The sequence below is a fragment of the Paeniglutamicibacter kerguelensis genome (assembly GCF_017876535.1).
Classification (GTDB): domain Bacteria; phylum Actinomycetota; class Actinomycetes; order Actinomycetales; family Micrococcaceae; genus Paeniglutamicibacter; species Paeniglutamicibacter kerguelensis.
On sequence record NZ_JAGIOF010000001.1, the window covers coordinates 2,839,931 to 2,865,099 of the forward strand.

Here is a 25,169-nt window from a genome sequence, read left to right on the forward strand (position 1 = left end):
CAAACCCCGTTGTTGGAAGGACTCCCCCGGTGTCGGAAACTCACATCCCCACTCTCGATAACCTGTCTCACGAGACCCGTTCGTTCGCCCCTAGCGCAGAGTTCGTGGCGAATGCGATCGCCAAGCCGGAACAGTACGAGGCAGCCAAGGCCAACCGCCTGGGCTACTGGGCCGACCAGGCACGCAACACCCTCACCTGGGACACCGACTTCACCGAAACCCTGGACTGGTCCGAAGCCCCCGTGGCCAAGTGGTTCGTCGGGGGCAAGGTCAACGCCGCCTACAACGCGCTGGACCGCCACGTGGAAAACGGGTTGGGCGACCGCGTGGCCATCCACTTCGAGGGGGAACCGGGCGACACCCGCAGCTACACCTACGCACAGCTGACCGAGGCCGTGAAGCAGGCGGCCAACGCCTTCGAGTCCCTGGGCGTTGCCAAGGGCGATCGCGTGGCCGTCTACCTGCCGATGATCCCCGAGGCCGTCATCACCATGCTGGCCTGCGCCCGCATCGGCGCCATCCACTCGGTCGTCTTCGGCGGTTTCTCTGCCGATGCCCTGCGCAGCCGCGTCGACGATGCCGAGGCCAAGCTCGTGGTCACGGCCGACGGCACCTGGCGCCGCGGCAAGCCCTCCTCCCTGAAGCCGGCCGTCGACGAGGCGCTGGCCAAGGAGGGCCACACCGTGCAGAACGTGCTGGTCGTCAAGCGCAACGGCGAGGACGTCGCGTGGACGCCCCTGGACAAGTGGTGGCACGAGGTCGTCGAGACCGCATCGAACGAACACACCGCCGTGGGCCACGACTCGGAGCACCCGCTGTTCGTGCTCTACACCTCCGGCACCACCGGCAAGCCCAAGGGCATCGTCCACACCACCGGCGGCTACCTCACCCAGACGGCCGTCACCCACCGGGACACCTTCGACCTGCACCCCGAGTCCGACGTGTTCTGGTGCACCGCCGACATCGGCTGGGTCACCGGCCACTCCTACGTCACCTACGCGCCGCTGGTCAACGGATCCACCCAGGTCATGTACGAGGGCACCCCGGATTCCCCGCACCAGGGCCGCTGGTGGGAGATCGTGCAGAAGTACGGCGTCACCATCCTCTACACGGCCCCGACCGCCATCCGCACGTTCATGAAGTGGGGCCGGAGCATCCCGGATTCCTTCGACCTGTCCTCGCTGCGCGTGCTCGGTTCGGTGGGCGAACCCATCAACCCCGAGGCGTGGATGTGGTACCGCGACGTCATCGGCACCAACAACGGCAAGAACGGCGAACGCAAGGAACACCCGACCCCGATCGTCGACACCTGGTGGCAGACGGAGACCGGCGCGCACATGATCGCCCCGCTTCCGGGCATCACCGCCACCAAGCCGGGCTCGGCCCAGGTCGCGGTCCCCGGCATCACCGTGGACGTGGTGGACGAGCTGGGCCATTCGGTGGCCGACGGCGAGGGCGGTTTCCTGGTCATCCGCGACCCATGGCCGGCCATGCTGCGCGGCATCTGGGGCGACATGGACCGCTACAAGGACACCTACTGGTCCCGCTTCGAGGGCATGTACTTCGCCGGCGACGGCGCCAAGAAGGACGAGGACGGGGACATCTGGCTGCTGGGCCGCGTCGACGACGTCATGAACGTCTCGGGGCACCGCCTGTCCACCACGGAGATCGAGTCCTCGCTGGTGGCACACCCGTACGTCGCGGAGGCGGCGGTGGTCGGCGCCAAGGACGAGACCACCGGCGAGGCCGTGGTCGCGTTCGTGATCCTGCAGGTCGAGCCGCCCGAGGGCGAGGACGTCGTGGCCACGCTGCGCAACCACGTCGGCAAGGACATCGGCCCGATCGCCAAGCCGCGCCACATCATGGTGGTCCCGGAGCTGCCCAAGACCCGCTCGGGCAAGATCATGCGCCGCCTGCTCAAGGACGTCGCCGAGGGCCGCGAGGTCGGTGACGCCACCACGCTGGCCGACAACACGGTGATGACGCAGATCGCCGAGTCGATGCGCAAGTAGTTTGACCGCGTCGTTTCACGACCGGGCGGGGCCACGGTGATTCTTCACCTCGGCCCCGCCCGGTCGTTTAACGCCCCCGTCATCAAGACGGCGACGGGGCCGAAATCGGGACCCGGGAAGTGATTGCTGGCTACAGTGGAGTCATGAGCGAATCCAGCAACCGCAGAATCCTTGTCCTCAACGGGCCCAACCTGAACCTCCTGGGCACCCGGGAACCGGGAATCTACGGCAGCGAGACGCTGGAGGACGTGCGGGTGCTCTGTGAGAACACCGCCGCGGCCGCCGGGTTCGACGTCGAGTTCCTGCAGTCCAACCACGAGGGCGTGCTCATCGACGCCATCCATGCGGCGCGCGGCAACGTCGCGGGAATCGTCTTCAACCCCGGTGCCTACACCCACACCTCGATCGCACTGGCCGATGCCATCGCCGGTGTGGAGCTGCCCGTCATCGAGGTCCACATCTCAAACGTGCACAAGCGCGAGGCGTTCCGCCACCACTCCTACATTTCGCCGGTTGCGGCCTCCATCATTGTGGGAGCCGGGGTCAATGGCTACGCTTTGGGCGTGCAGCAACTCATCCATCTGGGCACCCGCGGCTAAACGGCGCCCCTGGGCAAGAGGGAGCGTGTGGCCATGAGCACCGAAGAAGACGTCCGCCGGCTGTGCCTGGCCCTTCCCGGTGTCACCGAAAGACTGAGCTGGCAACGCCCCGCCTGGTTTGCCGCAACGCTCATGGCCCGGATCTGGGACGACGGCGTACTCACCGTGAAGACCGGCGAGCGTGAGGCGCTCGCGGCCATGGAGCCCGATACCTACTTCTGGACGCCGCACCATGAGCGTTCACCGTTGCTGCTGCTGGTCAGGCTCGAACGCGTCAATCCGGCGGAACTGGAAGAGCTGTTGGTGGAGTCGCACCGGCTGTCCGGCGGCACCCGCTGATTCGGCTCCGGGGGCGCCCATGCCATGTCCGGGCCGGCCCCCTTCATGCCGGGATTGGTCTCCCTTGTGCCGCGGGTGGTCCGGGGCCAAGCTGGACACGGATGCGGCATCGCAGGCACCAATTTGATCCGGCTACGTGAGGCGGGAACGTGAGCACCCAGGCAACGGAATCCACTGTATCCCTCTACCTTGACTACGCGCACCGCTGGTTCCATGGCCACAGCCCGCTCTACGTCCAATGGGCCACGGGCCTGGCATCCGACCACGGGCTGCTCAACTTGGTCGCGGGGTTGCCCAAACCCAAGCGCCAGCCAAACCTTGTCTTTGCCTCCGCCCGCCATCTGGGCAGCGGGGACGTCGAGTTCGAGTCCGCCAGGACCTTCATGCTTGCGCGATGGCCGGAAATCGAGGCGGTCGTCATGAGCCACCGCACACAAACCAATGAGGCGGGCCGCTGCGCCACGTTGCTGCCGGTGATTTCAATGATCTTCACCCAGGAACGCCGTCCCCTGGCCCTCATCGAAGTCGGGCCCTCCGCTGGTTTGTGCCTGCTCCCCGACCTTTATTCCTATTCCTACGACGGAGCCGCGCCGCTGGGTTCGGGTTCCCCGCTGTTGCGCTGCACCACCACCGGAAACCCGCCGATTCCCACCGCCCTGCCGGACATTGTCTGGCGTTCGGGGGTGGACCTGAATCCTTTGGATGGGACGGACCCGGAAACCGCCAATTGGCTGCGCGCCTTGGTATGGCCGGGTCAGGACACTCGCCTGGCACAATTGAGCCAGGCCCTCGACACCCTCGCGGCGCTGAAGGCGGGTTCGTTGGGCAGCGCGGCAGCAGCCCCTGGCTTGGCCCCGGGCGACCTGAACGAGCACATCGCCGAATTGGTCGAGTCCACACCGTCAGGCACGGTGCCTGTTGTCTTCCACTCGGCCGTCCTGGCGTACCTCGACGCGGCCGACCGGGCGCGGTTCGCCGCAAAGGTTTCCGCGTTGGATTGCCGGTGGGTGTCCAACGAAAACTTCTTCATGGATGCTGCCCGCGATTCCCGGGCCTCGTCCGATTCCAACTACTTCACGCTGTCGCTCGATGGGGTTCCGTTGGCGCACACCGGGCAGCACGGAGACGAGCTCCACTGGCTGCGCGGCGCTCCCACCGAGTAGCGTATTCCCGCCGATCAGCCGTGCAAGACTTGGCAGCATGACGTCCACTTCAAAGGCGGCGCGCTGGAAGGTTCCGGATTCTGCCCAGATGGAGGCGTACCGGCCACTGGTTGCCTCGAGGTTCGCCAATGCAAGCCTGGGAGTGCAACCGCACTGGGCGCGGCAGGCGCTGGCACAGCTGGTGGACATGACGCTCGTTACCGAACTGGTTGCCGCGTTTTGCGGCGCCGGGGACTCGCAGCCTTCAGGGAATCTCGTCCCGTTTGGCATCACGGTGGCCGTCCTGGCGCTGGTGGTCCCTTGGCCCGTCGGGTTCCTGTGCCACCGCGGCCACACCCCCGGCACACGGGTCCGGGGGGGGTGGCGGAGCGGGTGGTTGATGTTCGCGCGGACGGTGCTCGCCCTGACGATTCCGGCCTCGCTGCTGCTTGACGTGTGCTCGGGTGGGCCGCCATCGGGAATCGTGGGGTTGTCCCGCGATTTCCACGTGAGCGTCGACAAGCGGCGTACCGCCGGGTTGCCCGACGGATCAGGGAGTCCGTAAAGGCTTCCCCAGAAGCTGTGCCCGCAAGCTGGATGGTGGCGGCCAGTGAAGCAACAGGACATTGCCGCTTGGCCGGATTCGGTTCGGGGCTCGCGCGTCCGGCGGTGTCTAGTGCGGCGAGCAGGCGCCGGTTGGCACCGGTTCCCGGAAGGCCTGGGCGTTGAGGAAGGCCTTGTCGATTTCTTCCAGTGCCAGCGCATAACCAACTTGGGCCCCGCCCTTTGCCTTGGCGAAGATCATGCCGACGACGCGGCCCTGGGAATCAACAAGCGGTCCGCCGGAATTCCCCTGCTCGATCTTGCCTGCCAACTGGTAGATGCGCAGCGGCGCCGGCTCGGCACCGTAGATGTTCTGGATGGAAATGGTGCTTAGTGATTCGACAACTGCACCCATGGCTTTGAATGAGCCGCCGCCGGGGAATCCGAGGAACGCCGCCGTTGCGCCACGCCCCAGGTCTTCACCACGCTCAAGGGGTTTCACGTCCAAGCCGGGCACCGCCAAGATGGCGATGTCGGAGACCGAATCGAAGTACACAACGCGGGCCGAATGCACCTGACCGTCCCGGGTTGTCACCGATGGTTCGGTGATCCCGGCGACCACGTGGGCGTTTGTCATGACGCGCTCTGGGGCAACGACAAAGCCGGAACCCGATTGGTTGACGCCACAGGCAAAGGCGGTGCCGATGATCTTGACGACGGAGCCGGCCGCGGCGTTGACGTCCGCACTCAGCGAAGCCTCCCCCGGGACTTCCGCCGCCACCTGGGGTGCGAATGGTTCCAGGAGTTCGGGGATGGTTTGTCCCATGACCGCTGAACGCGCGGAGGTGATGAGGTTGGTGACCGGTTGCGGGGTCAGGGTCTGAATCGTGCCGATGACCTTTGAGTCGGCAACCTGTTGGGATACCCACGGGATTCCCATGGCTGCCGCCGAGAACGCGATGGCGGAAATGACCAAGGCGGCCATCGCAGTGTTGGCCACGCCGCCCAAAACACGGTCAAATGACTTCAAAACCGGGAAGTTCAGCCATAAGCGGATTCTAGAGCCAATGGCGATGCCGATTCCCTGGCCGATCAAAATGAAGACCACGCCGGAGGCGACAACCCAGAAAATGCGCCACCCGGGGTTCGCCACCCATGTGGAGACCAAGGGGATTCCGAAGAACGCAGCAGTGCCGCCGGCAAGGAAACCAATGATGGCGCCAAGCGTGACGAAGAAGCCTTTACGCAGGCCAGAGGCCAAAAATCCGATCAAGGAAATGATGAGTATCAGGTCCAACCACGTCATTCCCCACATTGCGTCCGGACTCCCACCCTCATACGTGCCTAATGCCTCGAACTCTTGGCATTCGGCAACTGTTCATCGTCCCGAGTGTAGCGGGCACGGCTGACAGTTCCCCGCGATTCTAACCACATTTAGGCCTAAAATGCGTGTGGAAGCTGTCACACGGCCAAACCGTACGGCACAATTAGATGAGCGCTAACGACAGTTGACAGGAGATTTTATGGACATCGAGGTATTGCGCCGAGCACCACTCTTCGCATCATTGGGCGACGAGGTGTTCTCTGCATTGACTGAAGAACTTACTGAAGTGGATCTGTCCCGTGGTGCTTCGGTATTCCGCGAGGGAGATCAGGGCGACCAGCTCTACTTCATTGTTTCGGGCAAGATCAAGCTGGGCCGCACCTCTTCCGATGGTCGTGAAAACCTGATTGCGGTACTCGGCCCGGGCGAGTTGTTCGGCGAAATGGCATTGTTCGATCCGAGCCCACGCAACGCAACCGCAACGGCAGTCTCCGAGACTCGCCTCGCCGGCTTGCGTCATGAAAACCTGCGCAAGGTCATCATGACCAGCCCGGAGGTTTCGGTTCAGTTGCTTCAGGCCCTTGCCTCACGCCTGCGCCGCACCAACGAGTCGCTTGCCGACTTGGTCTTCTCGGATGTTCCGGGCCGCGTTGCCAAGGCTCTGCTGGATTTGGCCGACCGTTTCGGCCGTCCGGCGACCGATGGCATCCTGGTTGCCCACGAGCTGACCCAGGAAGAATTGGCACAGCTGGTTGGTGCCTCGCGCGAAACCGTGAACAAGGCCTTGGCCGAGTTCGTGCAGCGCGGATGGTTGCGTCTTGAAGCACGCGCCGTGGTGATCTTGGACATCCAGCGTTTGCGCCAGCGCTCACGCTAAGTCCCACAGCACAAAAGTGAGGCGGTGTTTCCCGGTTTCCGGGAAACACCGCCTCACTGCATTTAAGAACGTCTTGCGCACCGGGAGCCGCGTCTAGCGCCCGCGCCCGCCTCCGCCGCCTTCGGCCGCGGTGGTGGTTGTGACATCCAAGAAAAAATCCTCGCCGACCTGTACCAGGTCGGGGTGGTAGCTCTTGAGTTCCCGGCGTACCGAAAGATACGCGACGGTTCCCCGCGTTGAAGCGATCTTTTCCAGGATGACCTCAACGGCCGGAGTGGTGATCATGCTCAGCGGCAGCCCGACGGTATCCGGCGCCCCGGCCGTGTCCCCGAGGTTGCTTGAGTTGCGGAAGGCAAGCACGTCCGAAGCAACCATCCAAGCAGCCCAGCCCCCCTTGCCTTGTAGCAGGGACGGTTCCTGGCGCACCGGCAGTGCGGCGGCGAAGTAGCGGGTGTCGAACCGGCGCAGGGCAAAGTTCGGGGAGATCCAGTGCGAGAGCGGACGCAGAAGGTCTGTACGCAGACCCAGGCCGCGCTTGGTCAGCACGCTCACAAAGGATTTGTCTTGGCCCGCGACGGCTTCCCGGAGTTGCATCCAGTCTTCACTGACGCAGTTCTCGACCACTGACAACTCATCCGTTCCGGCGAGCAGTACGCCCGTTTCCTCGAAGAGCTCTCGGATGGCGCAGACAATATGGGCCCGCACCAGCCTCTGGTCGAGGATTCCCAGGCGTTTGGACCATTCCGAAAGGCTGGGTCCGTACCAAGGAATTTCTTCCTCGTCGCTGGCTTCGAGGCTTCCGCCCGGAAACGCGACACTCCCGAGTGGAGATCCGCCCGGGCGATATCCCAGATAGGTTTCCACGCCGTTCGGGGAGTCGCGGATCAACACCACGGACGAGGCCCTGCGCGTGGCGCGCGGGGTACGGCTGCCGTAGGAAACCCAGTTCTCGGCCGCGTCGTACTGCGTTGGCGGCAGCGGAAAAAGCCTACGCAAGAGCCCCGTGGACGGGACCTGGGATTTCACCACAGGTACGCCGTTCACGGGGCCACTCGGATCATGCGGATTATTCAAACTCTGCAATCAGTTCAACTTCAACCGGGGCATCCAGCGGAAGTGCGGCAACGCCCACTGCCGAACGGGCGTGCACGCCCTTGTCGCCCAGAACGGCACCGAGGAATTCGGAGGCGCCGTTGATGACAACCGGCTGGCCGGTGAAGGAAGGATCGGACGAAACGAACCCGACGACCTTGACGATGCGGGTGATGCGGTCGAGATCTCCGATAACCGCCTTGATCGCAGCCAATGCGTTCAGCGCGCAGATCTGGGCCTGTCCCGCTGCAACCTCGGCGGAAACGGTTGCGCCGACTTTTCCGGTGGCTGTGAGTTCCCCGTTAATAAACGGCAGCTGGCCGGAGGTGTAAACCAGGTTTCCGGTGACCATGGACGGTACGTAGGCAGCAACGGGTGCGGCGACGGCAGGAAGCTCGTAGCCGAGCTCGGCCAAGCGGGCCTCTACTGCTGAAGTTGTCTGTTCTTGCATGGTTTTTCTCGTTTCTGTACTTAGGCCTTGGGGCGCTTCAGGTAAGCGACCGGTGCATTTCCATTGGGTCCGGGAACGACGGCAACAAGCTCCCAACCGTCGTCTCCCCACTGGTCCAAGATCTGCTTCGTGGCATGAATAATTAGCGGCAAAGTGGCGTACTCCCATTTGGTCATAACCGATACGTTAGCGCGTCCTAGTAAACTAGTGGGCATGGCAGCTAAAAAGTCTCCTTTTTTTGATACAGCTACCACCCTCGGCAAGGTCGTTGCCTTCTTTGGGGTGAGCGCATTATGTGGCGTACTTGCGGCAGGACTCATGGTTCCTGTCGCTTCCTTTGCCGGCAGCGGCGCCAAGGCAGGGTCCGAGATCTTCGATGCCCTGCCGGCGAGCTTCAAAGAGGAGCCGATCGCAGAGCCTTCGAAGATCCTGGCCTCCGATGGTTCGACCATCGCGACGTTCTATTCGGAAAACCGCCAGCCGGTGAAGCTGGACGACATTTCTCCGATCATGCGCAAGGCCATCGTCTCGATCGAGGACGAGCGCTTCTACGAGCACAACGGAATCGACGTGCGCGGCATCGCGCGCGCCGCGATGAACAACTTCACGAGTTCCTCGCAGCAGGGTGCCTCCACGCTGACGCAGCAATACGTGAACAACCTGCTGATCAACTCCGATGTCGCCAACGGTGTCGACCGTTCGCAGTTGACGATCTCCGGCACCAAGGACATCGCCGACAAGGCCCGCGAAGCCAAGCTCGCGATCTCCATCGAAAAGGAAATGTCCAAGGACGAAATCCTTGAGGGCTACCTGAACCTCGTGCTGTTCTCCGGACGCAACTACGGCATCCAGGCAGCCGCCCAACGCTTCTACTCCGTCGACGCCAAGGACCTGAACCTGCAGCAGTCTGCCATGCTCGCCGGCATGGTTCAGCTTCCCAACGGCTACAACCCGGAGAAGTACCCCGAACGCAGCCTCAAGCGCCGCAACACCGTGCTGGCTGCCATGTTGCGCACCGGTTCCATCGACCAGGCCGCCTACGACAAGGCAGTCAAGTCCGGCTTGGGCCTGAAGCCAAGCGAAACCAAGTCCGGCTGCATCGCGGCCGACTCGGCCAACTACTTCTGTGACTACGTCACCAAGCTGATCACCAGCGACGATGCCTACGGCAAGACCAAAAAGGACCGCGAAAACCTGCTTTACCGCGGCGGCCTGACCATCAAGACAACCCTTGACCCGCGCTTGCAGAAGGCTGCCGAAAAGCAGACGAACCTCATGATCCCGGCCAACGACCCGTCCAACATCGGCGCCGCAATCGTCACCGTTGAGCCGGGCACGGGCAACATCCTGGCCATGGGCCAGAACAAGAACTACGCGCCGACGACCAAGGACAAGGGTCCGAACACCATGTACAATTTCGCCGTTGAATCGGCGATGGGCGGAGCCGGCGGGTTCCAGGGCGGCTCCACGATGAAGCCGTACACCACCATGGCCTGGCTCGAATCCGGCCGCAACATGTGGGAAACGATCAACGCACCGCGCAACAAGACTTACCCAGCGTCATTCCGTTGGAAGGCGTCCTGCCTGCCCCGCGGTTACACCACAGTTGGCGGCGGCTGGACACCAGCCAACGCTGTTGATGGTTGGGCCTCGTCCGGCACGGTTGACTACGGTCTGTTCAATTCAGTCAACTCCTTCACTGTGTCCGAAGCCTCGCAGCTTGACCTCTGCGATATCGCGGGCGCCACGGAACGACTCGGACTGGTCGACTACGACCAGTACTACGACTGGAAAAAGGGCAAAGACTCAACGAAGGCCCAGCCAATCAACCCGGCCAACCCGTCGTTTGTCATCGGTTCCGCTCGCATCACCCCGCTGGCACAGGCGACCGCGTTCGCTACCTGGGCCAACGACGGCGAGTTCTGCGAGAACCGCGCATTGACCTCCGTGACCGATTCCAGCGGGAACAAGTACAAGGTCAAGCCCGTGAAGTGTGAACAGGTCATGAGCCCGCAGGTTGCTGCGGACATGAACGGCACCCTGAAGAAGATCGCTTCGCAGAAGGTTGCCAAGGGCCAGATCGGGTACCCGATCGCCGGCAAGACCGGAACCAACAACGGCGCCAACTCGACCTGGTTCGTTGGCTACACCACCGGCATGGCATCCGCGGCCTGGGTTGGCCGTTACGACAAGGACCAGATGAAGGCCACCCAGGGCGTAACCGTCAACGGCATCGCCCGTCGCTGGGTTGACTCGGGCACTTGGGCCGCGCCGCTGTGGACCAACTACATGAAGAGCGTCGGCACCCTGTACCCGGCCAATTCGCTCGGCCGGGCCACCCAGGCCCCGAAGCCGAAGCTCGAGCCGAAGCAGGAAGAATCGAATTCCAACGATGATTCCTCGAACGACGACTCATCCAACGATGATTCCTCCAACCGGAAATCCTCGAACCGAGACTCCTCGAACGACGATTCTTCGGGCGGCAATTCTAAGTCCGACAACGAAAAGCCGGCAAAGGAAAAGCCAGCCAAGGAAGATTCCTCGGATAACGATGACTAATCACATGGCGAACTCTCATCGCCTGGCCTCAGCGGTCTCACGCACAGCGCGTGTGGCCGCTTTGGCGGTTGGTGCGGCAGCGGCCGGCGCGGGAGTCCTCATCGGCTACGGAATGAGCGAGACCACCCGCTTTGGTGTCCGCGAGGAGACGCTGCCCCTGCTGGCTCCGGGAGCGGCACCGATCAGGATCCTGCACCTGTCGGACATCCACATGGTGCCGAACCAGGAGCTCAAGCGCCGCTGGCTCCATTCGCTGGCCGACTTGAAGCCGGACCTCGTCATCAACACGGGCGACAACCTGGGCCACTCCGAGGGCCTGGACTCCCTGCTTGCGGCTCTGGGCCCGCTGATGGCATTCCCCGGGGCGTTCGTTCCCGGATCGAATTGCTATTTCGCCCCGCGCCCGAAGAACCCGTTGCGCTACCTGCAAAAGCGCACGGACGCCCCGCGCAACTCCCCCAAGTTCCAGCTGCCGTGGCAGGAGATGCACAGAGCCTTCGGCGCCGCCGGGTGGGTCAACATGACCAACCGCAGCCACTCGATGGCACTGAACGGCACCCGGCTGGATTTCACGGGCGTCGACGACCCTCACCTGGAATTGGATCGCTTTGCCGGTTGGCCGTCGGGTTCGTCCACCTCGAACCAGGCGCCGCACCTTCGCATTGCACTCGCCCATGCGCCGTACCAACGCGTGCTGGACAAGTTCACCGCAACCGGGGCCGACCTGATTTTCGCCGGCCACACCCATGGCGGACAGGTCTGCATCCCGGGCTATGGCGCCCTGGTCACCAATTGCGACCTGCCGACCTGGCGTGCCAGCGGCCTGACTTATTGGGAACATGCGGGGCGAAGCACGCCGATGAACATCTCGGCTGGCATCGGAACCTCGCGCTTCACCCCCATCCGCATTGCGTGCCCTCCCGAGGCCATTTTGTTCACGCTCACGGCCCGGGCGTAACCCCTCGGCTTCCGATTGAAGATTCCCAACCGGGCACTGTAACGTATTCACTGGTCAGTGACGCGCACGGTGGAATGGGGTCGGAAAAGTGGCAGTACCACAAGGGCATGCACCGAATTCGGGGGTGCCCACGCTGAGCCAGACGTTTTCCCGGCTGGCACCCTTCGTCAAGCCGATCCTGCCCCGGCTTAGCCTGGGATTCCTCTGTGCCCTGGCGGCGGGAATCATTGCGCTGGCCATCCCGCAGGTCCTTGCGTGGCTTGTCAACAACGTATTGCAGCCAGCCGGCGAGGGCGGCAACTTGTGGCTGGCCGTGGCCCTGGTCGGCGGGCTTGGCGTCCTGGAAGCGGTCTTGGTGTTCCTGCGCCGCCAGTTTGTCATCACCCCTGCGGCGCGCCTCGAGACCCAGATGCGGGTGCGCTTCTACGGGCACCTGCAGCAGCTGCCCGTGGCGTTCCACGACCGCTGGGGATCGGGCCAACTGCTCTCGCGCTCCATGTCCGACCTCAACCTGCTGCGGCGCTGGCTCGCCTTCGGCGCGTTGATGCTCGTGGTATCCACCGTCACCGTCGCCACCGGCGTGATCCTGATGTTTTCCAGCAGCTGGATCCTTGGATCCATCTACCTGGCAGGGGCCATCCCCATTGCCATCCGGGCCTTCCACTTCCGCAACACCTTCCGCGCCGCCAGCCGGCTCAGCCAAGACCAGGCAGGCGACCTGGCGACGGCCGTCGAGGAATCCGTGCACGGCATCCGCGTGATCAAGGCCTTCGGCCGCGGCAAACACATGTATGACGGCTTCCGCGACCGCGCCAAGCAATTGCGCGACACCGAAATCGTCAAGGCCAAGACGCTCGGCGGCTTCCTGTTCCTTGTCGTTTCAGTCCCCGAAATCACCCTCGCCGCGGGCCTGGTCGCCGGCCTCTGGCTGACCGCCCAGGGACAGCTGAGCGTCGGCGCGCTCGTTGCGTACTTCGCCACGGCCGCTGTGCTTGCCGGACCCGTTGAAGGCATGGGCATGCTGTTGGGCATGACGCTGACGACCAAGACCGCCTTGGACCGCCACTTCGAGGTCATGGACACCCCCAACACCATCGCCTCCCCCGCGAATCCGCTGACCCCCGACCGCCCCCGCGGGCACCTTGAACTGCGACAGGTCCAGTTCCGGTTCCCCGATGCCACAGATGACAGCACACCGATCCTACAAAGGGTCGAGCTCGACGTCGGACCCGGGGAAACCATGGCATTGGTGGGCATGACGGGCACCGGGAAGTCCACGCTCCTGCACCTGGTCCCGCGCCTCTACGAGGTGACGGGCGGCGCGGTGCTCATCGACGGAATCGACGTGCGCCAGTGGGACCTCACCGCCCTGCGCCGGGAGGTTGCCGTCGCCTTCGAGGACACCATCCTCTTCTCGTCCTCGATCCGCGACAACATCCTGCTCGGTGCGCCCGACCTCCCGGCCCGGGAAATGGAATCTCTGCTCAACGAGGCCCTCGACACCGCCCAGGCGGGATTCGCCCGCGCGCTTCCCCAGGGTCTCGACACCGTCATCGGCGAGGAAGGGCTCTCGCTTTCCGGCGGGCAACGCCAGCGCATCGCACTGGCCCGTGCCATTGCCGCGAAGCCCCGGGTGCTGATCCTCGATGACCCGCTCTCGGCGCTGGACGTGCGCACCGAGGAAGCCGTGACCGAACGCCTGCGCCGAACCCTCGCCGGAACCACCACGCTGATCGTGGCCCACCGGCCCTCCACCGTCGCTCTGGCGGACCGTGTTGCGCTGCTGCGCGACGGTGTCATCGACGACGTGGGAACACACTCGGAATTGCTTGGGCGCAACGACCACTACCGGTTCGTGATCGCCAGCCTCGAAGAAGAATCAGCCGACAACCTGCACCAGGAAGCGTAAGGGACATGAGCCAAAACACGGGTGTGTCCAACGAAGACGCCATTACCCTTTCCAAGCCCGAGCGGGCACGGGTCCGCGCCAGGTCGTGGAGGCTGCTGGCCGTGCTGGCCGGCAAGCAGAAGCCGATGCTCGCCCTGACCGTGCTGCTTGTCGTCGTTTCCAATGCGGCCAGCGCCTCCTTCCCGCTGATCATCGCCTGGGCCATCGACTGGGGCCTGCCGCAGGTCCAGGGCGGAAACATCGCCGCACTTGGAATCACCGGCGGCGTCTACCTGCTCAGCGCCATCCTGGCCGGAAGCCTGCTCGGCTGGTACGTCCTGTGCACCGCGAGGATCTCCCAGGCCATGCTCCTTGACCTCCGCCTGCGCGTGTTCAGGCACACGCAGCGGCTGAGCCTGGAATTCCACGAAAACTACACCTCGGGCCGCATCATTTCCCGGCAGACCTCCGACCTCGAGACCCTGCGCGAGCTGCTGGACCAGGGCATCTCCGAGCTCGTCTCCTCCAGCGTCTTCGTGATCTTCACGCTGGTCTCCATCTTCGTGCTGGACTGGCGCAGCGGCCTGGTGGTCGTTGCGGCAATGATTCCGATCAGCCTGCTCTTCCGCTGGTACCAGCGCCGCTCGGAAACCGTCTACCGCGAATCCCGGGTCGTCTCGGCCAAGCTCATCGGCACCTTCGTGGAAACCATGACGGGCATCCGCGCTGTCAAGGCCTTCCGCAGGGAAGCCTCGAACGACGAAAACTACGCGAATGTCGCGGGCGAATACCGCGACAACTCGATCCGCTCCATCAACCTGTTTGGAGTGCTGCAGCCGGGCCTGGTGCTCATCGGCAGCCTCAGCATGGCCGCGGTGCTGGCCTGGGGCGGCTTCCGGGTCCTCGACGGCACGCTGGCCGTCGGCGTGCTGGTTGCACTCCTCCTGGCCACCAAGCGCGTCTTCCAGCCGGTTGAAAACGTCGCGATGTTCTATTCCTCGCTGCAAGCCGCGACGGCGGCACTGGAAAAGGTCTCGGGACTGCTCGAGGAAGAGCCGACGGTTGTCGAGCCGCTCAAGCCACGCCCCCTGGGCAGGGTCACCGGCCACCTGGAGTTCAAGGACGCGGTCTTCGGCTACGGCGACGGCCCCGTGGTCATGGACAGGTTCGACCTGGACATCCCGGCCGGGCAGACCATTGCGGTGGTGGGCCAGACCGGCGCCGGCAAGTCGACCCTCGCCAAGTTGATCGCCAGGTTCTACGACCTGCGCTCCGGCTCCCTGACGTTGGACGGGGTCCGCATCGACCAGATCGCCAATGACGACCTGCGCCGCCACGTAGTCATGGTGACCCAGGAGTCCTTCCTGTTCTCCGGAACCGTCGCGGAGAACATCGCCCTGGGCAAGCCCGGCGCGAGCCGCGAGGAGATCATCCTTGCCGCCCGCGCCGTGGGGGCCCACGAGTTCATCAACGCGCTGCCCGACGGGTATGAGACGGATGTGAACAAGCGCGGCGGCCGCGTCTCGGCCGGCCAGCGCCAGCTGATTTCGTTCGCGCGCGCCTTCCTTGCGGACCCTGCCGTGCTGATCCTGGACGAGGCCACCAGCTCGCTGGATATCCCGAGCGAACGCGCGGTCCAGCGCGGCCTGCAGACGCTGTTGGGCAACCGCACCGCGCTGATCATCGCGCACCGTCTGTCCACGGTGCAGATCGCCGACCGGGTGCTGGTGGTCCACGACGGCATGGTAGTGGAGGACGGCTCTCCCGCGGAGCTGATCAGCGAAGACGGCCGCTTCGCGGCGTTGCACAAGGCCTGGCGCGAGTCGATGGTCTGAGGCCCGGAGACGGCTTGCCACGGCGGGACCTGCCTACCGGATTCGACAATGACGAAGGACGGAGCACGGAAATCAAGCAGCAATATGCGATCGCTTCCAGGGCCGAGGTGCGCCCCTGCTTCGTTGCCTGCGTCAATCTGCTGCTGGGAATCCCCGGGATCATTCCCCTCTTCATGGCTTGGTACATCGCGGCCAGTTGGCCGCTGGCCGCGCTCGGCCTGACACAACGGGACCCCACGGAAAACGACGGGATATTTCCCGTGTTCGTTGCATTCGGCCCCATCATCGCAACGTCGGTTCTCGTCTGGTGGCTCGTGAACCGCTGGCTGCGCCCGCGGGCGTCCTTGTCCGGCATGGTCTTTTGGGCCACGGGCATCATTGCGAGTCTGCTGCCCTGTTTCATTTTGGCCGTCGCCTCACGCGTCGCCTGAGGGCGCAGAAGCAACCCGGAGCCAACACAGGGAACGACGAAGGGGCCGCGGGACCGCATCCGAAAATGCGGTTCCAGGGCCCCTCGCGTTCAAGCTTCTAGGCGCTGAAGGTCAGGCCCGTCAGGCGCTCGTACGCTTCGATGTAGCGTTCGCGGGTACGCTCGATGACCTCGGCCGGAAGTGCCGGAGGCTCCTCGCCGGAGTTCTTGTCCCAGCCCGATTCGGCGCTGGTCAGCCAGTCGCGGACGTACTGCTTGTCGAACGACGGCTGGGCCTGGCCCGGCGCGTAGGTTTTGGCGTCCCAGAAACGCGAGGAGTCCGGGGTCAGCACCTCGTCGCCCAGGGTGATCTGGCCGTTGGACGGATCGATGCCGAACTCGATCTTGGTGTCGGCCAGGATGATGCCGCGGCCGCGGGCGATCTCCTCGGCGCGGGTGTACAGGGCAAGCGTGGCGTCGCGGAGGTCCGCGGCCTGCTGGCCGCCGATGCGGGCGGCGGTTTCCTCGAACGTGATGTTCTCGTCGTGCTCGCCGACCTCGGCCTTGGCCGAGGGGGTGAAGATCGCCGGGTCCAGTTTGGAGCCGTCGACCATGCCTGCCGGAAGCGGCAGTGCGCACACGGTCTGGCTGACCTTGTACTCGGCCAGGCCGGAACCCGTCAGGTAACCGCGGGCGATGCACTCGATCGGGAACATGTCCAGCTTCTTGCAGACCATGGCCCGGCCGGCGACGGCCTCGGGGACGTCGGTGGAAATCACGTGGTTGGGGATTTCGCTCAGCTGGTCGAACCACCACAGGCTCAACTGCGTGAGCACCTTGCCCTTGTCTGGGATCTCGGAGGTGAGCACGTAGTCGAAGGCGCTGATGCGGTCGGAAGCGACAACCAGCACGCGGTCGGTCTCCGCAAAGGAGGTTCCGGCCGGAACGTACAGGTCACGCACCTTGCCCGAGTAGAAGTGCGTCCAGCCCGGGAGGTCCAGGGTTTCGGTTTGCAGGCCTGACATTTAGTTTGTTCCTTCCGAGACACTGATCTGGCCGTTGGCGGCCTTCAGTGCGATGTCGGTGCGGTGCTGGGCACCGTCCCAAGAGATGGCGGCGACGCCGGCGTAGGCCTTGTCGCGTGCTGCATGCAGGTCGGCCCCCAGGCCGACGACGGCCAGCACGCGGCCGCCGGCGACGATGACGTCCCCGGCCTCGTTGCTGGTGGTTCCCGCGTGCAGCACGGAGACGTCCTCGATGGCCTCGGCGTCCGCCAGGCCGCTGATTGCGGCGCCCTTGACCGGGGAGTCCGGGTAGTTTTCGGCGGCCATGACCACGCCGACGGCGGTCTCGGGACGCCAGTGCAGCTGCTCCGCGTCGTCGAGCTCGCCCTTGGCTGCTGCCAGCAGCAGCCCGCCGAGCGGGGTCTTCAGGCGCGCAAGCACGGCCTGGGTTTCCGGGTCGCCGAAGCGTGCGTTGAATTCAATGACGCGGATGCCGCGGGAGGTGATGGCAAGTCCGCAGTAGAGCACGCCGGTGAAGGGGGTGCCGCGGGATTCCATGTCGCGCAGCGTCGGGTAGGCGACGCGTTCCATGACCTCGTCGACGAAGCCGGCAGGCAGCCACGGCAGCGGCGAGTAGGCGCCCATGCCGCCGGTGTTCGGGCCTTCGTCGTTGTCGAAGATCCGCTTGAAGTCCTGGGCCGGTGCCAGCGGGACCGCGTGGGTGCCGTCACAGATCACGAAGAGGGAGACCTCGGGGCCGTCGAGGAACTCCTCGATGACCACGGTTCCGCCCGCCTCGAAGCAGGTCTCGGCGTGGGCCAGGGCCTCGGCACGGTCGGAGGTGACAACGACGCCCTTGCCCGCGGCAAGCCCGTCGTCCTTCACCACGTAGGGGGCGCCGAAGGCGTCAAGTGCGTCGGCCGCTTCCTCGGTGTTGGTGGCCACCCTTGCCATCGCCGTGGGAACGCCGGCCTCTGCCATGACGTTCTTGGCGAAGGCCTTGGAGGCCTCAAGCTGGGCAGCCGCCTTGGTGGGGCCAAAGACCGGGATGCCTGCCGCGATCAACGCGTCGGACACTCCTGCAGCCAGTGGCGCTTCGGGGCCAACAACAACCAAATCCGAACCCAGTTCCCGGGCCAGTGCCACCACTGCCGCGGGGTCCTGGGCGTCGATCTCATGGGTCGAGACATCGCGCGAAATTCCGGCATTACCCGGTGCGCAATGCAGGTCGGTGACGTAGGGGTCCGCAGCCAGTGCGCGGATCAGTGCATGTTCGCGGCCGCCGGGGCCAATAACCAGTACCTTCACGAGACTTAAGCCTACCGGTTCCGGCAGCGCAGTGGCTTCCGGAAGTCTTTGGTCCGACGCATTGGGCGCAACGACGATCTTTTCCCGCCCCGGCATATGCTCATTGGCATGAGTAAGGAAACACTGTGGGAAAAGCAGTCGCGCACCAACCCGAAGCAGGCGCAGGACTACATCGAGCGCTTCGCGCAGCTGCGGGCCGAGGGAGCCGACCTGCATGGCGAGGCCAGGTTCGTCGATGCACTTCTGCCGCGCGGGGCCCGCGTCCTTGACGCCGGCTGCGGCACCGGACGCGTCGGCGGCGAGCTTGCGGCACGCTCCCATGCGGTCACCGGCGTTGACCTGGACGGCGAATTGCTGGCGCAGGCGCGCAAGGATTTCCCCGGCTCCCGCTGGGAACACTGCGACCTGGCAACACTCCGGCTGCGCGATGCCGATGGCAACCCGGAGCTGTTCGACGTGGTCGTCGCCGCGGGAAACGTCCTGGCCTTTGCGGCACCCGGCAGCACCGGCGCGGTGTTGCGCTCGCTCGCCGGCCACCTGGCGGGGAACGGCCGGCTGGTGGTCGGGTTCTCCCTTCGCAAGGGCTACGCCCTGGGTGATTTCGAGCGGGATGCGGCAGCGGCGGGGCTCGTCTTCACGGCCCGCTTTTCCGGCTGGGACATGCACGACTTCGATGCCGACGGCGACTTCATCGTTGCGCTCTTGCACGGGGCCAAGCCCTAAACTGGTTAGATGCCCGAAACCTTACTTTCTTCCCAGGCCGTGGACCTCATCGTTGTCGAACGCAACGGCTTCATTGAATCGCGGCACCGCGGTGCCGCGGTGGTCGTTGATGCTTCGGGCGATATAGTTTCCGCGCTCGGGGATCCACACGGGCTGATCTACCCGCGCTCAACGCTCAAGCCGTTCCAGGCACTTGCTTCCATGCAGAGCGGAGTTCCCTTGCGTGGCGCCGAGGTGGCGTTGGCCTGCGCCAGCCACATCGGAAGTGCCGAGCACATCGAACTGGCCAAGATCATGCTCTCCAAGGCGGGCCTGGCGGAAGACGACCTGGGTTGCCCCACAGCGTGGCCGGCACACGAGGGAACCCGGATCGACATGGTCCGCGACGGCGAAGGCAAGTCGAAGCTCGCGTTCAACTGCTCGGGCAAGCACACCGCCTTCCTGTGGGCCTGCACCGAAAACGGCTGGGACACCAAGACCTACCTCTCCCCCGAACACCCGCTGCAGCAGCGGGTCATCGAGGTTGTCGAGCAGTATGCCGGAGAAAAGATTTCCCATCTGGGCATTGATGGTTGCGGCGCCCCGGTTCCCGTCATTTCGCTCGTTGGATTGGCGCGTGCCATCTCGAAGCTCGCCCAGGCGCCCGGCAACAAGCACTCCGAGGCCCGCGCGGCAACGATTGCCACGGCAATGCTCGACTACCCGTGGGCCGTGCAGGGCCATACCCTGCCCAACACCGTGGTGATGGAGGATCTGGGCGTCCTCGCAAAGCTGGGCGCCGAGGGCGTGCTGGTGCTCGCGGCCCCCAACGGCACCGCGGTCGCCGTGAAGATGCTCGACGGTTCGGGGCGGGGCTCCGACATGCTGGGGCTGACCCTGCTCGAACGGGCCGGTGCCATCAGCGCCGAACAGCTGGCCGGCATCCTTCCCAAGATCTCCCGCCCGATCCTCGGAGGGGCCGAGCCCGTGGGATCGGTGCGCCTGGCGGACAGCGTCATGGAATTGCTGGACTGATCCCCCGTGGCCATCAAACGACGCATCAACCCGGCCGAGGGGCGTGCAGCCCTGCAGCACTGGATCACCGCGAGCGCCGAGGGCGTCGAGGCAGACCTGCCGCGCCCGCTCATTGCCATGGCCGTGCGCTACTCGCTTGAGGAATTGGCCAGCCGGGCCGAGGGCAACTCCGTGGAGGTGCGGGTTCCGCCCTTCGGCGTCACCCAGTGCATTCCAGGCCCGCGGCACACCCGCGGCACTCCCCCGAACGTCATCGAGCTACCTGCCGACATGTGGCTGGCGCTGGTGAGCGGGCGGATCTCCTGGGAAGCGGCGCTGGCGACCGGAAAGGTCACGGCTTCGGGCCTGCGGGCTGATCTGGCAGCCGAGTTGCCGCTGGTTTAGTACCCTTGAGGGTATGGAACCGATGCAACAACCCGCAGAACCAACACCCGATCCAACCCCTTCCGGAAACATCGAAGTAGTCGTGCATGCGGCCCCCAAGTTCTGGCCCTTCATGGGTGTCGGCGCCGCGGTGGGCATCATCATCGCCCTCATTTCCGCATACACCGGCCCCGAGTCGCCCGACTTCTCGCGCGGCTCCGTTGCCGGCTTCCTGGCCGTCGGTTTTGCCTTTGCCGGGGTGCTACTGGCCGGTATCGTTTTTTTGATTGTGGATCGCGTCACACTCAAGCGCGGCCGTCGTGCCACGGCAGTGCCCACTGGTGAGCCAGAACACCACTAGAAGGACCTGCCGGGCGACTTTTCTCGCAAACCAAGGCTCCCGTGTCGTGAGAGAATAATTTCTATGGCGCGTGGTGACGGAAACCTAAATCATGATCTTTTGCCCGACGAGAAGGGCCCGCAGGATGAATGCGGTGTCTTCGGTGTTTGGGCTCCCGGCGAAGAAGTAGCGAAGCTGACCTATTACGGTCTCTATGCGCTGCAGCATCGCGGGCAGGAATCGGCCGGATTGGCCACGAGTGACGGACAGCGAATCAATGTCTACAAGGACATGGGGCTTGTCTCGCAGGTGTTCGACGAGAACACGCTGAACTCGATGGCCGGCCACCTGGCCATCGGCCATTGCCGATACTCGACCACCGGCGCAAGCCACTGGGCCAACGCCCAGCCGACCCTTGGCCCCACCAATTCGGGCACCGTGGCACTGGCCCACAACGGCAACCTGACCAACTCCGCCGAACTCATGGACATGGTCAACGCCCGTCTCGCCGAGTCCGGCGAAAAGGTCCGCGGCGAAATCGCCCAGGGCAACACGACCGACACCGCCCTGGTGACGGCGCTGCTTTCCGGCGGCGAAGGCCAGACCCTTGAAGAGACGGCACTTGACCTGTTGCCCAAGCTCCAGGGTGCCTTCTGCTTCGTCTTCATGAACGAAAACACCCTGTACGCGGCACGCGACACCTTCGGCGTGCGCCCGCTGGTGCTCGGCCGCCTGGACCGCGGATGGGTCGTGGCCTCCGAACAGGCCGCACTGGCCACCGTCGGTGCCAGCTTCATCCGCGAGATCGAGCCCGGCGAATTCATCGCCATCGACGAGGACGGCGTCCGCTCGCAGCGCTTCGGCGAGGCAACCCCTGCCGGCTGCGTCTTCGAGTACGTGTACCTGGCCCGCCCCGATGCTTCCATCAACGGCCGCTCGGTGTACGAATCCCGCGTGGAGATGGGCCGCCAGCTGGCCCGCGAAAACGCCGCCGAGGCGGACATCGTCATTCCGGTTCCGGAATCCGGCACACCGGCAGCCATCGGCTACGCCGAGGAATCGGGGATCCCCTTCGCCCACGGCTTCGTGAAGAACGCCTACGTGGGACGAACCTTCATCCAGCCGTCGCAGACGCTGCGCCAGCTCGGCATCAAGCTCAAGCTCAATGCCCTGGAGCCCGTCATCAAGGGCAAGCGCGTGGTGGTTGTCGATGACTCGATCGTGCGCGGCAACACCCAGCGCGCCGTGGTGCGCATGCTGCGCGAGGCCGGCGCCGCCGAGGTCCACGTGAAGATCTCCTCCCCTCCGGTCAAGTGGCCCTGCTTCTACGGCATCGACTTCGCCACCCGTGCGGAACTAATCGCCAACGGTGCGGCCGTCGAGGAAATCGGCAAGTCCATCGGCGCCGACTCCCTGGCCTACATTTCCGAGGACGGCATGATCGGTGCCACCAAGCAGCCGCGCGAGCGACTGTGCACCGCCTGCTTCACCGGCGACTACCCGATCGCCCTGCCGGGCACCGAGCTTCGGGGCAAGAACTTGCTTGAACGTAGCAACCAGGCGGGATGTGAACCGGGCCCGGATGCGGAGTTCGAGTCCACGCTCACCGCCGAAGACAAAACACCGCGCAACTAAGTAAAGGACACATCAGAGATGACAAGCGCCACCCCTGAGAATTCCGGAATCACCTACGCTTCGGCCGGTGTCGACGTCGAGGCCGGAGACCGTGCCGTCGAGTTGATGAAGGGTGCCATCAAGGCAACCCACAACGCCAATGTCATCGGCGGGGTCGGCGGATTCGCCGGCCTTTACGATGCCTCGAAGTTCCTGTCCTACAAGAAGCCGCTGCTGGCGACCTCCACCGACGGCGTCGGCACCAAAGTGGCCATCGCCCAGGCCATGGACATCCACCACACCATCGGCCACGACCTGGTCGGCATGGTCGTCGATGACATCGTTGTTGTCGGCGCCGAGCCGCTGTTCATGACCGACTACATTGCCTGCGGCAAGGTTGTCCCGGAACGCATCGCCGACATCGTCCGCGGCATCGCCGAGGGCTGCCAGATCGCCGGCACCGCACTGGTCGGCGGCGAAACCGCCGAGCACCCGGGCCTGCTGGGCGAGCACGAATACGATGTCGCCGGTGCCGCAACCGGCATCGTCGAGGCCGACGGCCTGCTGGGCCCGGACCGCGTCAAAGACGGCGACGTCATCATCGGCATGTCCGCCTCCGGCATCCACTCCAACGGCTACTCGCTGGTGCGCAGCGTTGTTGCACACGCCGGCTGGGCCCTTGACCGCCACGTTCCGGAATTCGGCCGCACCCTGGGCGAGGAACTGCTGGAACCGACCCGCATCTACACCATGGACTGCCTGGACCTGATCCGCGCGTTCAACGTCGACGGCGCAATCAACGTGCACGGCTTCAGCCACGTCACCGGCGGCGGCCTTGCGGCCAACCTGGCCCGCGTGCTGCCACAGGGCCTGATGGCCACCGTGGAGCGCAACAGCTGGGAACTGCCGGCGGTCTTCAAGGTCATCTCCGAGCTCGGTTCCGTGCCGCAGCCGGACCTGGAGCGCACGCTGAACCTGGGCGTGGGCATGGTTGCCATCGTTGATGCCTCCATCGCCGATGCCGCCCTGGCCCGTCTGAATGCCCGCGGCATGAACTCGTGGGTCATGGGCACCGTCGGTGCCGTCACCGAGGACGCCAAGACCGCGGGCCTGGATTACGTCCAGGGCGCCAAGGGCGTAGACGGCGGCGCCGTGCTGATGCGCGGCAACTTCGCCAGCTAACTACCGCAAGCTTTAAGCAGTGAAGGACCGTACCCATGGGTACGGTCCTTCACTGCTTAAGGCCTCGGGTTTGCGACGCCCGTTTCGAAGATGCGTCTCCCCGCCGCGACGACCTGCCCCTCGGGGGGGCGGAAAGCGGAACGACCTACATCGGCAGGCGGCGTTGCTCCGTGGACGGATCGGCCCGGGCGGGTACCTCGAGCAGGTCCAGTGCCTCGGCGATGTTGGTGCGCCACCTGAAGTCGGCCTTGGCGTCCCCGCGCGTGGGACCGCCGTTGATCAGCCCAACGCGCTTGCCCGCGGCGCGGGCGTCGAGCAGCAGCTTGTAGCCGCTCATGACGGCCAACGAGGAACCGATGACCAGCAGCGCGCTGGAACCCGTCTCGAGCTCCTTGAGCCGCGCCTTGCGTTCGGGTGGCACGTTTTCGCCGAAATAGACGACATTGGGCTTCAACGCCTCGGATCCGCACACCAGGCAGCCCACCATCGTGAATTCATCGACGTGCTTCTGGTCCAGGCTCACGTCCCCGTCCGGGTTCACCAGGCTGGGGTCCAGCTCGATGCGTTCGAGGTAGCCGGGGTTTGCCTCGTGCAGGCGCACGTCCAGCGAGCGGCGGTTTTCGAGGGTCCCGCATTTCAGGCAGGTAATCTGTTCAAGGTCGCCATGCAGGGCAATCACGTTTCGCGAGCCGGCCGCAACATGCAGCCCGTCGACATTTTGCGTGACGATGCCGCTGATTTTTTCCGTAGATTCCCATGCAGCCAGGCGATGGTGGATCGGGTTGGGAGAGGCCTTGTCCATGTGCCGCCAGCCCACGAAACTGCGCGCCCAATAGCGGTGTCGTGCCGCCGGTTCATGCAGGAATTCCTGGTATGTCATGGGCCGGTGCCTAAGCAGGGATCCGTGGGGGCCGCGATAGTCGGGGATTCCGGAATCTGTGGAGACGCCGGCACCGGTGAGCACCAGCACCGAGCCTCTTGCCAGCATTTCGCGGATGCCGTTGCTGGCCACCTCGGGGTCCTGGAGCGGGGCGTTCTCCCCCACCACACGCTCGATGGAACGGATGGCGGCCCGGCGCGCCATTTCGATGCCGAGCTGGCCTTCGTGAAGCATTTCTATTCCCTCCCTGCGGGCACGACAAAGACCGCGGTCACCAACACAGGTTCTGTGTGGTGGCCACGGTCTTCATGCTCACGTACTGGAAAAACCACGACCGCTGATGCATCAGGGGTCACTTCAGGGAGTCGGCACATCAGCTGATGCGCCGTTGGTCGTCCTCATCGTCGTCGTCTGCGTACTTATCTTCGTAGTCCGAATAATCGGGCTCGTAAGGTACTTCGACAGGGCTTGGTGTCGCGGTGCTATGACCGCGCGTGTTCCCAAGCTCGCGTTCCAAGGCTGACAAATCAGTGGCCGGGGAGAAATACTTAATATCCCTGGCCTGTCGTGTCGCTTTTGCCTTCTGACGGCCGCGCCCCATGGCGTGACCCCCTTTTTTCAGTAGATCTGGAGGTGGTCCTGCCGTTTTAGGCGGAGGCCCCAGAATATGTGACTAATTCTTTCGTGTTTCAAGGTTAACATGATTCGGCGAC

At 64.6% G+C, this 25,169-nt stretch carries 25 protein-coding genes; 17 read left to right on the plus strand and 8 right to left on the minus strand.

Annotated features, from left to right (window positions below; all coding sequences use genetic code 11):
* The first annotated feature begins 29 nt into the window (after positions 1-29).
* From acs to JOF47_RS13090, 5 genes are all read left to right on the plus strand, one after another.
* Entirely contained in the window at positions 30-2,012 is a 1,983-nt protein-coding gene (acs, locus tag JOF47_RS13070; protein ID WP_209999149.1) for an acetate--CoA ligase, read from the plus strand.
* A gap of 143 nt (positions 2,013-2,155) precedes the next feature.
* Entirely contained in the window at positions 2,156-2,611 is a 456-nt protein-coding gene (gene aroQ, locus JOF47_RS13075) for a type II 3-dehydroquinate dehydratase (protein ID WP_209999156.1), read from the plus strand.
* A gap of 33 nt (positions 2,612-2,644) precedes the next feature.
* Complete coding sequence (locus JOF47_RS13080; protein WP_209999165.1) at positions 2,645-2,950, plus strand: MmcQ/YjbR family DNA-binding protein; 306 nt, start codon at positions 2,645-2,647, stop codon at positions 2,948-2,950.
* Positions 2,951-3,099: 149 nt separating this feature from the next.
* On the plus strand, positions 3,100-4,113 hold the full coding sequence (locus tag JOF47_RS13085) for a DUF2332 domain-containing protein (RefSeq protein ID WP_209999167.1): 1,014 nt from the start codon (positions 3,100-3,102) through the stop codon (positions 4,111-4,113).
* A 37-nt stretch (positions 4,114-4,150) separates the two neighbouring features.
* Entirely contained in the window at positions 4,151-4,657 is a 507-nt protein-coding gene (locus JOF47_RS13090; protein WP_209999169.1) for a hypothetical protein, read from the plus strand.
* A 108-nt stretch (positions 4,658-4,765) separates the two neighbouring features.
* Here JOF47_RS13090 and JOF47_RS13095 read toward each other — a convergent pair whose 3' ends face one another.
* Complete coding sequence (locus JOF47_RS13095; protein WP_245356359.1) at positions 4,766-5,941, minus strand: MarP family serine protease; 1,176 nt, start codon at positions 5,939-5,941, stop codon at positions 4,766-4,768.
* Positions 5,942-6,158: 217 nt separating this feature from the next.
* Here JOF47_RS13095 and JOF47_RS13100 point away from each other — a divergent pair, with 217 nt between their 5' ends.
* Complete coding sequence (locus JOF47_RS13100) at positions 6,159-6,836, plus strand: Crp/Fnr family transcriptional regulator (RefSeq protein ID WP_209999193.1); 678 nt, start codon at positions 6,159-6,161, stop codon at positions 6,834-6,836.
* Positions 6,837-6,929: 93 nt separating this feature from the next.
* On the opposite strand, the gene JOF47_RS13105 is transcribed toward JOF47_RS13100, so the two are convergent.
* Genes JOF47_RS13105 through sp36 form a run of 3 tightly spaced genes read right to left on the minus strand, consistent with a single transcriptional unit; the run spans position 6,930 to position 8,555 of the window.
* Positions 6,930-7,880 (minus strand): NUDIX hydrolase, encoded by a 951-nt coding sequence (locus JOF47_RS13105; protein WP_342592775.1) that lies wholly within the window; start codon positions 7,878-7,880, stop codon positions 6,930-6,932.
* Positions 7,881-7,902: 22 nt separating this feature from the next.
* On the minus strand, positions 7,903-8,379 hold the full coding sequence (locus JOF47_RS13110) for a RidA family protein (protein WP_209999204.1): 477 nt from the start codon (positions 8,377-8,379) through the stop codon (positions 7,903-7,905).
* A gap of 20 nt (positions 8,380-8,399) precedes the next feature.
* Positions 8,400-8,555 carry a Sp36 family protein gene (sp36, locus tag JOF47_RS13115; RefSeq protein ID WP_181578252.1) on the minus strand — a complete coding sequence of 52 codons (156 nt, stop codon included), beginning with the start codon at positions 8,553-8,555 and terminating at the stop codon, positions 8,400-8,402.
* A 106-nt stretch (positions 8,556-8,661) separates the two neighbouring features.
* On the opposite strand from sp36, the gene JOF47_RS13120 reads away from it, so the two are divergent.
* The 5 genes from JOF47_RS13120 (at position 8,662) to JOF47_RS13140 (ending at position 16,050) form a co-directional block, all read left to right on the plus strand.
* Entirely contained in the window at positions 8,662-10,938 is a 2,277-nt protein-coding gene (locus tag JOF47_RS13120; RefSeq protein WP_342592776.1) for a transglycosylase domain-containing protein, read from the plus strand.
* A gap of 4 nt (positions 10,939-10,942) precedes the next feature.
* Positions 10,943-11,896, plus strand: a complete 954-nt coding sequence (locus JOF47_RS13125) for a metallophosphoesterase (RefSeq protein WP_209999208.1) — start codon at positions 10,943-10,945, stop codon at positions 11,894-11,896.
* A gap of 88 nt (positions 11,897-11,984) precedes the next feature.
* Positions 11,985-13,805, plus strand: a complete 1,821-nt coding sequence (locus JOF47_RS13130; RefSeq protein ID WP_209999210.1) for an ABC transporter ATP-binding protein — start codon at positions 11,985-11,987, stop codon at positions 13,803-13,805.
* Between the two features lie 5 nt (positions 13,806-13,810).
* Positions 13,811-15,619, plus strand: a complete 1,809-nt coding sequence (locus JOF47_RS13135) for an ABC transporter ATP-binding protein (protein WP_209999212.1) — start codon at positions 13,811-13,813, stop codon at positions 15,617-15,619.
* A gap of 14 nt (positions 15,620-15,633) precedes the next feature.
* Positions 15,634-16,050 carry a hypothetical protein gene (locus tag JOF47_RS13140; protein ID WP_209999214.1) on the plus strand — a complete coding sequence of 139 codons (417 nt, stop codon included), beginning with the start codon at positions 15,634-15,636 and terminating at the stop codon, positions 16,048-16,050.
* 97 nt (positions 16,051-16,147) lie between these two features.
* Here the strand turns inward: JOF47_RS13140 and JOF47_RS13145 are convergent, their stop codons facing one another.
* A complete protein-coding gene (locus JOF47_RS13145) occupies positions 16,148-17,053 on the minus strand; it encodes a phosphoribosylaminoimidazolesuccinocarboxamide synthase (RefSeq protein ID WP_209999217.1) in 906 nt (301 codons plus the stop codon).
* Positions 17,054-18,340, minus strand: coding sequence for a phosphoribosylamine--glycine ligase (gene purD, locus JOF47_RS13150; protein WP_209999219.1), 1,287 nt, complete (start codon positions 18,338-18,340; stop codon positions 17,054-17,056).
* Between the two features lie 108 nt (positions 18,341-18,448).
* Between purD and JOF47_RS13155 the strand changes: the two genes are divergently transcribed.
* The 6 genes from JOF47_RS13155 to purM all read left to right on the plus strand — a co-directional run bounded on the left by JOF47_RS13155 (position 18,449) and on the right by purM (position 23,576).
* The gene (locus tag JOF47_RS13155) at positions 18,449-19,063 is read left to right on the plus strand and encodes a class I SAM-dependent DNA methyltransferase (protein WP_209999222.1); all 615 of its coding nucleotides are present in this window, start codon (positions 18,449-18,451) and stop codon (positions 19,061-19,063) included.
* Between the two features lie 9 nt (positions 19,064-19,072).
* On the plus strand, positions 19,073-20,077 hold the full coding sequence (locus JOF47_RS13160; RefSeq protein WP_209999223.1) for an asparaginase: 1,005 nt from the start codon (positions 19,073-19,075) through the stop codon (positions 20,075-20,077).
* Between the two features lie 6 nt (positions 20,078-20,083).
* Entirely contained in the window at positions 20,084-20,461 is a 378-nt protein-coding gene (locus JOF47_RS13165) for a sterol carrier family protein (protein ID WP_209999225.1), read from the plus strand.
* A 13-nt stretch (positions 20,462-20,474) separates the two neighbouring features.
* Entirely contained in the window at positions 20,475-20,801 is a 327-nt protein-coding gene (locus JOF47_RS13170; RefSeq protein WP_209999227.1) for a hypothetical protein, read from the plus strand.
* A 63-nt stretch (positions 20,802-20,864) separates the two neighbouring features.
* Positions 20,865-22,415: an amidophosphoribosyltransferase gene (gene purF / locus JOF47_RS13175; protein WP_209999229.1), complete on the plus strand. Its 1,551-nt coding sequence runs from the start codon at positions 20,865-20,867 to the stop codon at positions 22,413-22,415.
* 18 nt (positions 22,416-22,433) lie between these two features.
* Positions 22,434-23,576: a phosphoribosylformylglycinamidine cyclo-ligase gene (gene purM, locus JOF47_RS13180; protein ID WP_209999233.1), complete on the plus strand. Its 1,143-nt coding sequence runs from the start codon at positions 22,434-22,436 to the stop codon at positions 23,574-23,576.
* Positions 23,577-23,721: 145 nt separating this feature from the next.
* On the opposite strand, the gene JOF47_RS13185 is transcribed toward purM, so the two are convergent.
* Together JOF47_RS13185 and JOF47_RS13190 are read right to left on the minus strand one after the other, a co-directional pair.
* A complete protein-coding gene (locus JOF47_RS13185; RefSeq protein ID WP_245356360.1) occupies positions 23,722-24,690 on the minus strand; it encodes a Sir2 family NAD-dependent protein deacetylase in 969 nt (322 codons plus the stop codon).
* Positions 24,691-24,829: 139 nt separating this feature from the next.
* On the minus strand, positions 24,830-25,057 hold the full coding sequence (locus JOF47_RS13190) for a DUF3073 domain-containing protein (RefSeq protein WP_209999236.1): 228 nt from the start codon (positions 25,055-25,057) through the stop codon (positions 24,830-24,832).
* Positions 25,058-25,169: the final 112 nt, after the last annotated feature.